13 protein-coding genes are annotated in these 14,607 nt (G+C 63.6%); 3 read left to right on the top strand and 10 right to left on the bottom strand.

Annotated elements, in window-relative coordinates; all coding sequences use genetic code 11:
• Positions 1-55 precede the first annotated feature (55 nt).
• From Q1A53_RS11520 to Q1A53_RS11510, 3 genes are all read left to right on the top strand, one after another.
• Positions 56-1,384 (top strand): amidase family protein, encoded by a 1,329-nt coding sequence (locus tag Q1A53_RS11520; RefSeq protein WP_299966542.1) that lies wholly within the window; start codon positions 56-58, stop codon positions 1,382-1,384.
• Between the two features lie 142 nt (positions 1,385-1,526).
• Complete coding sequence (locus Q1A53_RS11515) at positions 1,527-2,705, top strand: aminotransferase class I/II-fold pyridoxal phosphate-dependent enzyme (RefSeq protein ID WP_299966796.1); 1,179 nt, start codon at positions 1,527-1,529, stop codon at positions 2,703-2,705.
• Between the two features lie 21 nt (positions 2,706-2,726).
• Positions 2,727-5,522 (top strand): DNA translocase FtsK, encoded by a 2,796-nt coding sequence (locus Q1A53_RS11510; protein WP_299966540.1) that lies wholly within the window; start codon positions 2,727-2,729, stop codon positions 5,520-5,522.
• Positions 5,523-5,881: 359 nt separating this feature from the next.
• Here the strand turns inward: Q1A53_RS11510 and Q1A53_RS11505 are convergent, their stop codons facing one another.
• The 10 genes from Q1A53_RS11505 to Q1A53_RS11460 form a co-directional block, all read right to left on the bottom strand.
• Positions 5,882-6,346, bottom strand: a complete 465-nt coding sequence (locus Q1A53_RS11505; protein ID WP_299966538.1) for a PTS sugar transporter subunit IIA — start codon at positions 6,344-6,346, stop codon at positions 5,882-5,884.
• 42 nt (positions 6,347-6,388) lie between these two features.
• Positions 6,389-6,955, bottom strand: a complete 567-nt coding sequence (gene raiA, locus Q1A53_RS11500) for a ribosome-associated translation inhibitor RaiA (protein WP_299966537.1) — start codon at positions 6,953-6,955, stop codon at positions 6,389-6,391.
• A gap of 261 nt (positions 6,956-7,216) precedes the next feature.
• On the bottom strand, positions 7,217-7,969 hold the full coding sequence (gene lptB / locus Q1A53_RS11495) for an LPS export ABC transporter ATP-binding protein (protein ID WP_299966535.1): 753 nt from the start codon (positions 7,967-7,969) through the stop codon (positions 7,217-7,219).
• 6 nt (positions 7,970-7,975) lie between these two features.
• Entirely contained in the window at positions 7,976-8,452 is a 477-nt protein-coding gene (locus Q1A53_RS11490; RefSeq protein WP_299966794.1) for an LptA/OstA family protein, read from the bottom strand.
• A gap of 18 nt (positions 8,453-8,470) precedes the next feature.
• The gene (locus tag Q1A53_RS11485) at positions 8,471-9,082 is read right to left on the bottom strand and encodes a hypothetical protein (protein ID WP_299966532.1); all 612 of its coding nucleotides are present in this window, start codon (positions 9,080-9,082) and stop codon (positions 8,471-8,473) included.
• Positions 9,083-9,088: 6 nt separating this feature from the next.
• The gene (locus tag Q1A53_RS11480) at positions 9,089-10,051 is read right to left on the bottom strand and encodes a KpsF/GutQ family sugar-phosphate isomerase (protein ID WP_299966529.1); all 963 of its coding nucleotides are present in this window, start codon (positions 10,049-10,051) and stop codon (positions 9,089-9,091) included.
• Complete coding sequence (locus tag Q1A53_RS11475) at positions 10,048-10,662, bottom strand: ribonuclease D (protein ID WP_299966527.1); 615 nt, start codon at positions 10,660-10,662, stop codon at positions 10,048-10,050. Before Q1A53_RS11475 ends, Q1A53_RS11480 begins: the two co-directional genes overlap by 4 nt.
• 42 nt (positions 10,663-10,704) lie before the next feature.
• The gene (locus Q1A53_RS11470; protein ID WP_299966524.1) at positions 10,705-11,481 is read right to left on the bottom strand and encodes a PaaX family transcriptional regulator C-terminal domain-containing protein; all 777 of its coding nucleotides are present in this window, start codon (positions 11,479-11,481) and stop codon (positions 10,705-10,707) included.
• A complete protein-coding gene (gene paaZ, locus Q1A53_RS11465) occupies positions 11,471-13,504 on the bottom strand; it encodes a phenylacetic acid degradation bifunctional protein PaaZ (RefSeq protein WP_299966522.1) in 2,034 nt (677 codons plus the stop codon). The genes Q1A53_RS11470 and paaZ overlap by 11 nt, the downstream gene beginning before the upstream one ends.
• A 9-nt stretch (positions 13,505-13,513) precedes the next feature.
• On the bottom strand, positions 13,514-14,578 hold the full coding sequence (locus Q1A53_RS11460; RefSeq protein WP_299966520.1) for a 2Fe-2S iron-sulfur cluster-binding protein: 1,065 nt from the start codon (positions 14,576-14,578) through the stop codon (positions 13,514-13,516).
• Positions 14,579-14,607: the final 29 nt, after the last annotated feature.

The following is a 14,607-nucleotide window of genomic DNA, read 5'->3' as shown; positions in this document are numbered from 1 at the left end:
GATTGTCCATGCGCGTTTGCGTCGCTACCGTCGCGCGACGCAGAAGGGGGCGCATATGCAGGAGTGGTTGAGCTGGACGGCGGCGGATCTGGGGCGCGGCATCGGATCGGGCGAGATTGACCCCGTCGCGCTGACAGAGACCTATCTGGATGCGATCGGCGGGCACGCGCTGCGCGACCGGATCTATGCGCGCAGCACGGCGGCACGGGCGCGGGCCGAGGCGCTGGCCGCCGCACAGCGGGCGCGAAACGGGCAACGGCGCGGGCCGCTCGATGGGGTGCCCGTCAGCTGGAAGGATCTGTTCGATACCGCTTGGGTCGGGACCGAGGCGGGTTCAAAGCTGCTCGCAGGGCGGGTGCCGGAGCGCGATGCCCGTGTGCTGGCCAATGCGACGGCCATGGGCCTGATATGCCTTGGGAAAACACATATGTCGGAATTGGCGTTCTCCGGTCTGGGCCATAATCCCAGTACCAGCACCCCTCCCTGCGTGAACGACGCTGGCGCGGTGCCGGGGGGGTCGTCCTCGGGGGCTGCGGCGTCGGTGGCCTTTGGTCTGGCACCAGCGGGGATCGGGTCTGACACGGGCGGTTCGGTTCGCATTCCCTCTGCGTGGAATGATCTGGTAGGGCTCAAGACAACCTCCGGCAGGCTCAGTCTGGATGGTGTGGTGCCGCTGGCGCTGCGGTTTGACACGGTCGGGCCGCTCTGCCGGTCGGTGGAGGACGCAGGGCTGCTGCTCGCCGCCCTCGAAGGCGGGAAAGCCGCGGATCTGACGGGGGCCAGTCTTGCGTATCAGCGTTTTGCGGTGCTGGAGACGGTCGCGCTGAGCGATGTGCGGGAGGACCCCATGACAGCCTTTGAAGGCGCGCGGCGCAAGTTGCAGGACGCAGGTGCGCGGATTGACCGGATTTCCGTGCCCGAGGTCGAGGAGGCGATGGCGCAGACCACGTGTTTGTATACCTCCGAGGCCTACGGGCTATGGCGTGATGTGATAGAGGCGAACCCCGATGCGATGTACCATGAAATCTGCGAGCGGTTTCGCCTTGGGCGAAACCACAGCGGGCCCGATTACGTTGCGGCCTGGCAGGTGATCGACCGCGCACGGGCGGCCTATGCTGCGGCCGCGTCTGCTTATGACGCGGTGCTGCTGCCGACTGCGCCGATTCTGCCGCCGAACCTCGCGCGGCTCACCACCGACCACGACTATTACGTGACAGAAAATCTGCTGGCGCTGCGCAACACGCGCATCGGCAACCTGATGGGCCTTTGCGCCCTGAGCCTGCCGACAGGGGTGCCCAGCTGCGGAATGATGCTGATGGCGGGGCCGGGGCGTGAGGAGGCGTTGCTGCGCACCGGTGCGGCGGTCGAGCGCGCGCTGAGTTAGACGCTTTGTTCGGATCAGACTGAAACGCCCTAAAAGCCACAACTGCCGACAAAGCGGGGCGTTTTTCTGGACGCAGCGGCTCGGCCCGGGTATCCTGACCGAAACGGGACGTGAATGATCCCGATCTGAGGCAGTGTTGATGATGTATCCCGAGCGGTTTTCGAACCTTCAGGCGCATGTATGGCCGCGTTTGCGCGGGCTTCTGGACGTGCACGAGGGTGGCGGTGCACCCATCCACATGACCATCGGTGAGCCGAAACACGCCTTTCCGCCCTGGGTGACGGAGGTGATTTCGAAGAACGCCGCCGGATTTAACAGCTACCCGCCGAATGACGCCTCGCCCGAGCTGCGGGCGGCGATTTGCGGTTTCATGCAGCGGCGGTATGGAGTTGCGCTGGACGAGGCGACCGAGGTGATGGCGCTCAATGGCACGCGCGAGGGGCTCTATAACGCCGCCATGGCGCTGTGCCCTGAGCGTAAGAACGGCGCGTGGCCCGCGATACTCATGCCGAACCCCTTCTATCAGGTCTATGCCATCGCGGCGCTGTCGGTCGCGGCGGAGCCCGTCTTTGTCCCCGCTACTGTCGAAACGGGTCACCTGCCGGATGTCGCGGCCCTGCCGGAAGATACGCTGAGACGCACGACGGCCGTCTATATCTGTTCGCCGGCGAACCCTCAGGGCGCGGTGGCAGATGCCGCGTACTGGCGGACGCTGATCGGGCTGGCGGAACAACATGATTTCAAGATCTTTGCGGACGAATGCTATGCCGAGATCTACCGCGACACACCGCCTGTCGGCGCGTTGCAGGTCGCAGATGAGCTGAGCGCCGATCGTAACCGCATCGTGGTCTTTCATTCGCTGTCCAAACGCTCGAACCTGCCCGGGCTGAGGTCGGGCTTTGTGGCGACGGGCGCGCGCAGCATGGCCGAGATCAAGCAATTGCGGAACTACGCAGGCGCACCACTGCCGTTGCCCTTGCAGGCCGCTGCCGCTGCCCTGTGGGACGATGATGCGCATGTGATCGAGAACCGGGCGCTCTACCGGCAGAAATATGACGTGGCCGACCGGATTTTTGGCAATGTGCCGGGCTATGCGCCGCCAGAGGCGGGCTTCTTTCTGTGGCTGCCGGTCGAAGACGATGAGGCTGCGGCCATCAAGCTGTGGCGCGAGACAGGTGTGCGGGTGCTGCCCGGCAGTTATCTGGCGCAGGACGGCGCGGGAGAGAACCCGGGCAAGGGATACATCAGGGTCGCCATGGTGGCCCCACTGCAAAAGACAACGCGCGGGCTGAGGCTGATCCGCGACTGTCTTTATGTGTGAATAGGTACGAGGGATCAGAGCATGGCATATCAGACACGAGGACGCGATCCGCTGCTGGACAGCTCCATGGCGCAAGCCGTTGAGAAACGGGGCAAGGAGCTGCTGGGTCTGGCGCTGATCGTGCTTGGCTGCATGGCTTGCGCGATGATCGCATCCTACACGCCCGATGATCCCAACTGGATGGTCTCAACTGAGGCACCGGTGCAGAATTGGCTGGGCCGCCCTGGGGCTGCGCTGGCGGCACCGCTATTCATGATCGTGGGCTGGGGTTCGTGGGGGTTGGGCCTCGTGCTGGTGGCCTGGGGGCTGCGGTTCACCTTGCATCAAGGCGCGGACCGGGCCGTGGGGCGGTTGATCTTTGCGCCCATCGCCGTGGCGCTCGGGTCTATTTATGCGGCGACGCTGACGCCCGATGGCAACTGGCTCGATACCCATAGCTTTGGCCTGGGCGGGCTTTTCGGGGATACGGTGATGGCCATCCTGCTGGAGCTTTTGCCCATCGGGTCGGTGTTTACGGTCAAGCTGATGTCGGTGCTCATGGCGTTCGGGATCCTCGCGCTCGGGGCCTTTGTGACGGGGTTCACACGGGGTGAGTTGCTGCGCGTTGGCCGGTTCCTGCTGGTGGGGCTGGTGATGCTCTACGCGGGGCTGATGACGCTGTTGGGCCGGGGCGCGAGCGGCGCGTTGACCACTGCGCAGCAGATCTCCTCCCGCCATGCGGAGCGCCGGGCTGAGGCTCGCGCGGCGCGTGCTGCGGCGGTGGAGGCCGAAGCTGTGCTGACAGAGGTGGCGCCGGCAAAAGGGGCGCCTGCCTTTCAGACTGCCGGTGGTGTGCCCAAGGTCGGGTTGTTTGCAAAGAGACCCGGGCTGGTGAACCGTCCCGATGAGATGCCGGAACCGGAGCTGATCGAGACCGACATCGCGCTGGACATCAACGAAGGCCCAGCCCCCGACCGGATCAAGGCCCGTATCGCCGACGTGATCAAATCGCGGGTGCGCAGCAGCAAACCGCTGAACACGCCCGTCACGGCCCCGTTGACAAAGGGCCTTGGGCGCGGGCCCGACCCGTTGGTCCTTGAGCCCGGTGTCGCACGGGCCGAACCGCCGCTGACCGGTACGCAGCGTCTGACGTCCCCGGTGCCGGAGGCCCCGGAGGTCATAGAATCTGTGGCGCTCGCATCTGAGATCCGGGCAGTGGCGGAGCCGCGCCGCGTCATCCAGCAGCCCAGCCGCAAGCCTGCGCAACCTTCCAGCCGCGCTCAGGCCGAAGCGCAGCCGAAGCTGTCCTTTGACGACACGCATCCCGGTTTCGAACTGCCACCGCTCAGCCTGCTGGAGAACCCGGTCAATGTACCGCGTCTGCAGCTCAGCGATGCGGCGCTTGAGGAAAACGCGCGGATGCTGGAATCCGTGCTGGATGACTACGGCGTGAAAGGCGAGATCGTTGCCGTCCGCCCCGGCCCGGTGGTGACCATGTATGAGCTGGAACCGGCACCGGGCCTCAAAGCCTCGCGCGTGATCGGGCTGGCGGATGACATCGCGCGGTCCATGGCGGCGCTCTCGGCGCGGGTTTCCACCGTGCCGGGGCGGTCGGTGATCGGCATCGAACTGCCCAACGACAGCCGCGAAAAGGTGGTCCTGCGCGAGATCCTCTCGGCGCGTGATTTCGGCGACAGCAACCAGCGCCTGCCGCTGGCGCTTGGCAAGGACATCGGCGGGGATCCTGTGGTGGCTAACCTGGCCAAAATGCCCCACCTGCTGATCGCGGGGACGACGGGCTCGGGTAAATCGGTGGCGATCAACACGATGATCCTCAGCCTGCTCTACAAGCTGACGCCCGAAGAATGCCGGATGATCATGATCGACCCCAAGATGCTGGAACTGAGCGTCTATGACGGCATTCCGCATTTGCTCAGCCCCGTTGTGACCGATCCCAAGAAGGCCGTGGTGGCGCTCAAATGGGTCGTGGGCGAGATGGAGGAACGCTACCGCAAGATGTCCAAGATGGGCGTACGCAACATCGAAGGCTTCAACGGTCGGGTCCGCGAAGCGCTATCCAAGGGAGAGATGTTTACCCGCACGGTGCAGACAGGCTTTGACGATGAGACGGGCGAGCCGGTGTTCGAGACCGAAGAAAACACGCCCGAGGCACTTCCCTACATCGTGGTGATCGTTGATGAGATGGCCGATCTGATGATGGTTGCGGGCAAGGAGATCGAGGCCTGCATCCAGCGGCTGGCGCAGATGGCGCGTGCGTCGGGCATTCACCTGATCATGGCGACACAGCGCCCCTCGGTCGATGTGATTACCGGGACGATCAAGGCCAACTTTCCGACGCGGATCAGCTTTCAGGTCACCTCCAAGATCGACAGCCGCACCATTCTGGGCGAGATGGGGGCGGAGCAACTGCTCGGCATGGGCGACATGCTCTACATGGCGGGCGGCGCCAAGATCACCCGCTGCCACGGGCCGTTTGTGTCGGATGAAGAGGTCGAGGAGATCGTCAACCACCTCAAAGCCTACGGTGAGCCCGACTATGTCGGCGGGGTGGTCGATGGGCCGTCCGATGACAAGGAGAGCGACATCGACCTGGTGCTGGGTCTCGGCGGCAATACCGACGGCGAGGACGCGCTGTACGATCAGGCTGTGCAGGTGGTGATCAATGACAGGAAGTGCTCCACCAGCTACATCCAGCGCAAACTCGCCATCGGATACAACAAGGCCGCGCGCTTGGTGGAGCAGATGGAAGATCAGGGGTTGGTGTCGGCTGCGAACCACGTGGGCAAACGGGAGATCCTTGCGCCAGAGCAGTCTTAGATGTCCGGCGCGTTCGGGGGACGCGTCTGGGACCTCTGAAGGCGAAAAGCTCCCTGATCACTCTGTGTCTGCTTTCACAGATGCGGTCTTGGCGGCGATGATGTGGTGGCAAGTGAGTACGGATCACCCATCCGCCGATGGCTGCTGTGGCAAGGAAGACTGCCGCTGCAAGATCAACACTTGGGGTAGGAATTCGACCGTCTCAACGGCGATGTCTGGGGCAATTACCGCAATACCGGACAAGCGGATTTCGACGGCACGCAAATCTGTTGGGGATCATCTGTCACCAGCAAAGACCCAAAAACCTTTCGCCGGGCAGAAACGGGCCCCGTGATCCATGATCGGCAGAGCTGCTCTGCTCAGGCGGCCTGTTCGGACTGACCAGACGTGAGGATTGTGTGCAGCGTCGCGGCATCCTGGTTGGCCCGCAATTTGGCACAGATGGTTTGATCGCGCAGCGTCCGGGATACCAATGCCAGAGCCTTGAGATGCTCGACGCCCGCATCCTCAGGCGCGAAAAGGGCAAAGGCAATGTCCACAGGCTGTCGGTCCACCGCGGTAAAATCAATGGGCTTGTCCAGCAGAACAAAGGCCCCGACCACCGTATCGAGGCCATCAAGCCGGGCGTGGGGCAGGGCGACACCGTGGCCGACACCCGTCGGGCCAAGCGCCTCACGCGCGATCAGCGCATCCAGAACGTCGCCGGACCGCAGCCCGTAGGCCTGCTCCGCCAGATCTCCCAGATCCTGCATCAGACGCTTTTTGCTGGAAGCCGATGTCAATACTTTCACGGCCTCAGGTTTGAGGAGTTTGTTGAGATCCATGTTGCTCGCACTTTAGGGAGGCTGTGTCGCCTCAACGGTATCCTACTGCGGGTCTATCCAGCCGATGTTGCCGTCATCCCGGCGATACACCACATTCAGACCCTCTTTGCTTTCGTTCCTGAACACCAGAACCGGTGCGCCAGCAAGCTCCATCTGCATCACTGCTTCCCCTACGGACAGAGAGGGAATTTTCGTTTCCATCTCCGCGACGATAATGGGCTGCAGCGTTTCCGGCTCCTGCAAATCAGAATCAGCTTCTGAAGCGAGGATATAGGCAGAGGCGCCGTAGATTTCAACCGGTTCCGCCCGATCTTTGTGGTGATCTTTCAACCTGCGCTTGTAGCGACGCAGCTGCTTTTCCATCTTGTCGCAACAGCTGTCAAAGGCTGCATAGATCTCGGTCTGATGCGCTTTGGCCTGTGCGGTCAGGCCGGTCGACAGGTGCACGGTCGCCTCGCAGACAAACTCATGCGCCGACTTGGAGAAGACCACGACGGCCTCTGTCGGGCGTTCAGCGTATTTCTTGACAGCCTCGCCCAGCTCCTCTTTGACGTGTGTTTGCAACGCGTCGCCGATGTCGATCTGTTTGCCGCTGATTTGATACCGCATAGTCTCTCCTTGGTATGTCGGACCTGGCATGGCAAAGCCGCGCGCCGGAGCGCTGGCAGGTTACGGATGCGGGTCACGGTAAAAGGCGTTCCGCTGCATTATCGGGTGTGCTGCCCAACCGAAAGGGGCGAGGCGCAGACCGGCGATGACGCATGGATTCCATCCGGCTATTGAGCCTGAAAACCGGCTAAGGGTCAAATAAAAGCGGCGGAGGTTCGCGTAAAAAGTGTTTTCGCGCCGGTAGCTTCCCGGAACAAGCGCTCAGGAAATCCGGAAGTTGTCGCCCAGGTAGACCCGGCGTACGTTCTCGTTTTCAACGACCTCTTCGGGGGTGCCGGACATCAGCACGCGGCCCTCGTGCAGGATATAGGCACGGTCCACGATTTCGAGCGTTTCGCGTACATTATGATCGGTGATCAGCACCCCGATGCCCCGTTTTTTGAGATCCGCCACCAGATGCCGGATATCTCCGACAGAGATCGGATCGACGCCCGCAAAGGGCTCATCGAGCAGCAGGTATTTGGGACTTGCCGCCAGACAGCGGGCAATCTCCACCCGGCGCCGCTCTCCACCGGACAGCGCCATGGCGGAGGCACGGCGCAGATGCTCGATGGAAAATTCGCTCAGCAATTCCTCCAGCCGTTCGCGGCGTTTGTGGTGATCCGGCTCGGCGATATCCAGAATGGCACTGATGTTGTCCTGTACCGAAAGGCCTCGGAAAATGCTCATCTCCTGCGGCAGATATCCGATGCCCAGCCGCGCGCGGCGGTACATCGGCAGGTTGGTCACATCCTGCCCGTCGATCAGCACGGTGCCGCCTTCGGGGGTGACCAGCCCGGCCACCGCGTAAAAGGTCGTCGTCTTGCCCGAGCCGTTGGGCCCCAGCAGCGCCACGACCTCGCCCCGCTCCAGATACATGGAAAAATCGCGGATCACGGTTTTCTTGCGGTAGGCTTTGCGCAGGTGGCTGATGCGCAGCCCGGCAGAGCCCTCGGAGACGGTCAGCTGAGGCATGGGCGTTCAGCGATCCTGGGTCTGCAACAGGGTGCGGACGGAGCCGGACATCTGCGCGGTGCCTGTTTCCAGCTGCACCGTCATCTTATCGGCACTCAGTGCGGACGATCCCTGCGTCAGCAGCACGTCACCGGTCATGACGATCACGCCGGTGTCGATGCTGTAGTCGGCGCGTTGCGATTCCGCGGCATCGGGGCCGGATACCAGCGTGACACCACCCGTGGCCTCCATCCGTTCGATTGCACCGCGGTCCTCGCTGTAGATTACCAGAACCTTGGGAGCGGCCAGCTGCATCTCACCTTGGGTGACGACGACATCGCCGGTAAAGACGGCCTCGCCCGTGGCCTGATCGACGGCGAGGTTCTCTGATGTTACCTCTACCGGCAGCCCGGTATCCTGTTGCAGGGCGCCGAAGGCCACTTGGGTGCCTTGGGCGGTGAGGATGGGCGCGCTGAGGAACAGTGCCATGAGCGCGGCAAGCATTCTGAACAATGTCACGGGTTAGTCATCCACTTTTTTCGGCTGATATATCAGCTTTACACCATTTGTGAAAAGCATTTGGGCCGGTGCGTCGGGTTCGGGTGACATCAGCCGCATGCTGCCTGCTTCCAGATCGCCACCGCCGGGTGTCGTGGCCCGCACCGTATCGGGCGAGGTGACGTCCAGAACGCTGACGCGGGCGGCCATCGCGTCGCTGGTCACCACGTACCCATGTGATGTCGTAATCACCACATCGTCGGTCAGATCCACCAGATCCTCGGCAATATCCACTGTCGCCCAGTCGGAGGTCACGTCGATCACCGTACCGCTGACCAGCTTGATTTCCACATGCACATCCTCGCTGAGGCTGCGTTTGCCCAGACCCTGCGGCGAGGTCACCTTATCCGCGGTAAAGGCGATCTGATCGCCGTTGGAGGAGGTGCCTGCGTAATAAGGGCCCGACACCTGTTGATTGAGCAAGCGCTCCTGCACGTCGCTTTCCGCAAAGGGGATCGCATCCGTCGGGTCGATCACCCGCGACAGCAGAAAGAGGGTTGAAAGCAGCGCAAGGGCGGTGAGCGGAAAGAGAACCTTGAGCAGGCCGACGAGGCGCGAATACCGATCCGTTTTCATCACCGCTTAACCCAGACCGACGCGCAGGCAGTCGTGGATGTGGATCAGCCCGGCAAGCTGGTCGGGGGCGCCGGGGTCAACCACGAAAAGGCAGGTGATCTTGTTGGCATTCATCTCGCCCAGGGCTTTCTCAGCGAGCGCGTCCGGGGCGATGGTCCGTGGCTTCGGTGTCATTACGTCGCTTGCCCGTGCGCCCTCGAGCCGCGCCATATGTCGTCCGATATCACCGTTGGTGATGATACCGCAGAGCCGCCGATCCTCATCCACCACGGCGACCACGCCAAAGCCCTTGCTGCCGATTTCCTTCAGCGCCTGGGCCATGGGGACATCCCCTTGCACCACGGGCAGTGCGTCGCCCACGTGCATCAGGTCCGAAACCCGGCTCAGCTCTGCCCCCAGTTTGCCGCCCGGGTGAAAGTCGCGGAAGTTCTCGGGCGTAAAGGCGCGATGCTCCATCAGGGCGATGGCCAGCGCATCGCCGAGCGCCAGCGTCATGGTGGTCGAGATGGATGGCACAACACCGGTGCCACAGGCCTCGCCCAGCCGGGGCAGCAGCAGGACCACGTCGCATTGCCGCCCGAGCGCCGAGCCCTCCACGCTGGTGATGCCCAGCAGCGGAATGGCAAATCGGCGTGTGTAGGCCACGAGGTTTGCCAGTTCCGGTGCTTCGCCGGAATTGGAGATGGCCAGAACCACATCCGCTTGCGTGATCATGCCCAGATCGCCGTGGCTGGCCTCCGCCGGGTGGACGAATTGCGCGGGCGTCCCGGTGCTGGCCAGCGTGGCCGCGATCTTGCGGGCGATATGGCCTGATTTGCCGATGCCGGTCACGATCACCCGCCCACGGGTGTCGCGCAGGACTGTCAGCGCCGCGTCAAACCGCGCATCCAGATGACCGGCCAGCGTCGTGAGCGCCGCGGCCTCCGCTGTGATGACCCGCCGCGCTGTATCAAGGAACGGGTGGCTCATGAATGTGCGAAGATGTCCGTATCTGGCCAGCCATCCAGATCGAGCTGCGCCCGGGTCGGCAGGAAGTCGAAACAGCGCTGCGCCAGATCCATCCGGCCCTCACGCTCCAACATCTCGTTCAGCGCATCGCGCAGCTGGTGCAGATAGAGCACATCGGAGGCCGCGTATTCGACCTGTGCCTGCGTCAGCTCTGCCGCGCCCCAGTCGCTGGACTGCTGCTGTTTGGAAATATCGATGTTCAGCAGCTCCTGCAGCAGTTTGGCCAGCCCGTGGCGGTCCGTATAGGTGCGCACCAGACGGCTGGCGATCTTGGTGCAGTAGACGGGCGCTGCAAGCGTGCCGAAGGCGTGGTGCATCGCGGCGATATCGAACCGACCGAAGTGAAACAGCTTGAGCACGTTTTCATCGGCAAGCAGGCGGCACAGGTTGGGCGCCTCGGTCTGTCCTTTGGCGATCTGCACCAGATGCGCCGTGCCGTCCCCGCCGGACAGTTGCACGACGCAAAGGCGGTCGCGGTGCGGGTGCAGGCCCATGGTCTCGCAATCGATGGCGACGGCCGGACCAAGGTCCAGATCGGAGGGCAGATCGTTTTGGTATACGTGATGTGTCATGGGCTCGATATAGCCTGCCTTGGTGTCCGGTAAAAGGATCCGTTACGTTGAAAGCTCTGTGAGATCCGGACGGGGGAACCGGTCCAGCAGCCGGGTGACAAGATCCCGGCACCGCGGCCCCTGCCAATCCGCGGTAAAGAGCCCATCCGGCAGGTCGGGCTGCTTCAGCACGAGGCGCCGCCAGTTGTGGACCATGAGGCACCGCAGGACAGCACGGTCGAACGGATCAAGCTGCGTTCCCTCAGGCAGCACGTCATCAATCCGCTGTAGAATTGCACAAAGGGCGGCGTAGTCTGCAAGCGTGCCAGCGAGGGTGACCTGACGGCGTAACCACTCCGGCACGGCTTTGGCACTGAGCACCAGTGCGTCCTTGGGGGCGGTCGCGTCTCCGCTTGCCAGAAAGATGCGGTTCGCGATGGGCGTGAAATCCGCGGTGGAGAGTGCATCCCGGCTTTCGGCGGTGGCGGCCTCGGTGATGATGACACGCCAGCTTTGCGGTCGATCCGCCGTGCTGGCATAGATGCGACGGCTGGCAGCGAGGGTTTCGGTACGCCCGTGGCGTGTCAGGCTGTGCCGGCTGGTGCGGCCCGCGCGCTCGGATGTGATCCAGCCATCCTTGCGCAGCCGGTGCAGGGCGACACGCGTCGCCTCGGACCGGATGCCCATGCGGCCCATGATCGCCGAGAGCACCGGCCCGCCCAAGGCGGACCCGTCCTCTGCCGCCAGATCGCCAAAGACACTGACCAGCAGCGACCAGACCCGCTGGCCACCCTGCGCCATCAGCGCGCGGGTCAGATCTTCGGGCAGCTCAGTGGGCATTCATGGTCAGCAGGTCGTATTCCGCCACCGCCGCTCCGTCCTGATTGCTCAGACGCACGTGCCAGCGGACCTCGCCGTACTGCGCGTTCCGTGGGGTCTTGGCCTTGACCGTCAGCTGCACTGACAGGCTGTCGCCCGGCGAGACCGGTGTCAGAAAGCGCAGATTGTCGAGCCCGGTATTTGCCAGCACCGGGCCGGGTGCGGGTTCGACAAAAAGCCCGGCGGCAAAGCTCAAGAGCAGATAGCCGTGCGCGACGCGGCCCGGAAAGAAGGGGTTCGCCGCTGCCGCCGTATCATCCATATGGGCGTAGAAGGTATCGCCGGTGAAATGCGCAAAGGTCTCGATATCTTCCAGCGTGACCGTGCGCGGCCCGGCGGCGAGCGTCTCTCCCGGATGCAAGCTGCAAAAGGGTCGCGTGAAAGGATGCGTGGATGTCTCTGTCGTGGTGGCACCCGGCACCCACTGACCAGTGATGGCGCTCAGCATGTCGGGGCTGCCTTGAATCGCCGTGCGCTGCATATGGTGCAGCACCCCTCGGATGCCGCCCAGCTCCTCGCCGCCTCCCGCTCGGCCCGGCCCACCGTGGACCATATGTGGCAGCGGCGCGCCGTGGCCCGTTGCCTCTCCCATGGAGCGGCGATCGTTGATGTAGAGCCGCCCGTGGAATGCCGCGGTCCCCAGCGTGACCTGCCGGGCGACCGCTGGATCATGGGTGATCAGCGAGGCCACCAATGAGCCCTTGCCGCGGTTCAGCAGGCGCACCGCATGGTCAAGATCGCGGTAGCCCATCACGGTGGAGACAGGGCCGAAGGCTTCGGTGTCGTGGACATGTTGCGCCGCATCTGGGTTGCCACAGTGAAAGAGCATGGGCGGCAGGAAGGCACCTTCGGCCGTTTCCGCACCTGCTGGGGTGAAGCCGTTGGAATCGCCGCAGACCCGCTCGGCTTCGGTGCTCAATTGCGCGGCTTTCTCCAGCACATCGGCTTTTTGCGCCGCAGAGACGAGCGCGCCCATCTCGGTCGTCTTCTCCCTCGGATCGCCGACACGCACCTGCGACAGACGCTGGGACAGCGTCGCCAGAACCGCGTCCACCGCGCCATCCGGGACCATGATGCGCCGGATCGCCGTACACTTCTGACCGGCCTTGGTGGTGATCTCGCGCTGGACTTCATCAAGGAAAAGATCGAACTCAAGCGTGCCGGGGCCAGCATCGGGACCCAGCAGCGAGGCGTTCAGGCTGTCCTGCTCGGCGGTGAAGCGGACGCTTTCGGCGATCAATTGCGGGGTCTGGCGCAGGTGCCGCGCCGTGGTGGCGGAGCCGGTAAAGGCGACGGTGTCCTGACAGTCCAGATGATCCAGCATGTCGCCCAACCCGCCCGAGACCAGCTGCAGCGCCCCGGGCGGCAGAAGGCCGCTGTCCAGCAGCAGCCGGACGCAGGCCTCTGTCACGTAGCAGGTGGCGGTCGCGGGTTTCACGATTACCGGCATCCCCGCCAGCAAGGCGGGCGCCAGTTTCTCCAGCATGCCCCAGACCGGAAAGTTGTAGGCATTGATCTGCAGCGCGACCCCCTGCAGTGGGACGGCGATGTGCTGTCCCAGAAAGCTACCTTCCCGGCTGAGCTGCTCCACGGGGCCGTCGAGATAGACATGCGCGTCGGGCATCTCACGGCGGCCCTTGGAGGCGAAGACCAACATGGTCCCGATGCCACCGTCCACGTCGATCAAGTGATCCGATGCCGTGGCACCGGTGTCATAGCTCAGATCATAGAGCGTCTGACGATGCTGGCGCAGGTGCAGCGCCAGCGCCTTGATCAGCCGCGCACGGTCGTGAAAGGTGAGCTTGCGCAGCGCCGGGCCACCCCGCTCGCGGGCGTAGGCCAGCATGCTCTGGACGTCGAGCGCATCATTGCCCGCCCGCGCAATGTGCTGCCCGGTGATGGCGCTCGCGATCAGCCGCGCGCCGCTGTCGGGCAGGATCCACTGACCTGCGGCAAAGCTCTCGACATCACGGAGTGTGGGCATATGGGGTCCTCAATGGGTGTCGTATTCCACGACGATCCGGTCACTCAGCGGGTAGCACTGACAGGTCAGCACCATGCCGCGCGCGACCTCGTCATCCTCCAGCGCGTGGTTGCTCAGCATTTCGCAGTCCCCCTCCAGCACTCGCGCCTTGCAGGTGGAACAGACCCCCGCCTTGCAGGCAAAGGGCGCATCGAGCCCGTTGTTAAGCGCGGCCTCCAGCACTGACTGATCCTTGGGCATGGCGAAATGCCGGGTGACTCCCTCGACCGTGATCTCGACCTGTGTGGCCGCCTGATCTGTCGCACGTTCGGCGATGGCCGCGCGCGCCAGACGGCCCTTCTGGCTTTCGGTGAAAAGCTCAAAGAGGATCCGGTCGTCGCTGAGCCCATGCGTCCTCAGGCTATCCGCTATGGCCAGCATCATCGGTTCGGGCCCGCAAATCAGTGCGGTGTCAATCGCGGAGATATCGATCCAGTGCCGGAAGAGCGCTACGCATTTCGCCGCGTCGATCCGTCCGGTGAACAGCTCCATGTCCTGACCGGATTCCAGCATGTGGACGACGCGCAGGCGGCCCATATAGCGGTTCTTGAGGTCTTCGAGCTCTTCGCGGAACATGATCGTGTTCACCGCGCGGTTGGCATAGACCAGCGTGAACGTGGCGCCGGGCGCGCGGGTCAGTACCGTTTTCAGGATCGACAGGATCGGCGTGATGCCCGACCCGCCGGCAAAGCCGAGGAAATTCCGGGTGCTGTCTGGATCGATCTGCGGTGTAAATCTGCCCTGCGGCGGCATCGCCTCCAGCCGGTCGCCCACCTTCAGATCCGTATTGGCAAAGCTGGAAAACGCACCGCCCTCCACCCGTTTGATCCCGACCTGCAAAAGACCCTCATCCGATCCTGCGCAGATGGAGTAGTTGCGGCGCAGTTCCGTCCCTGCCAACGTCTTGCGGAAGGTCAGATACTGCCCGGGCACGAAGGCGAAGGCCGCAGGATCTTCCGCTTCGAGGGTCAGGACGACCGCGTCCCGGATCGTGCGGTGAATGCCCGTGACGGTGAGAGAGTGAAATCGGCTCATCGGGTTTGGTTCGGTCCGTCGTGACGCCG

The organism is uncultured Roseobacter sp. (assembly GCF_947496515.1).
In the GTDB taxonomy this organism is placed as follows: Bacteria; Pseudomonadota; Alphaproteobacteria; order Rhodobacterales; family Rhodobacteraceae; genus Roseobacter.
This window is presented reverse-complemented; position numbering and strand designations above follow the sequence as displayed.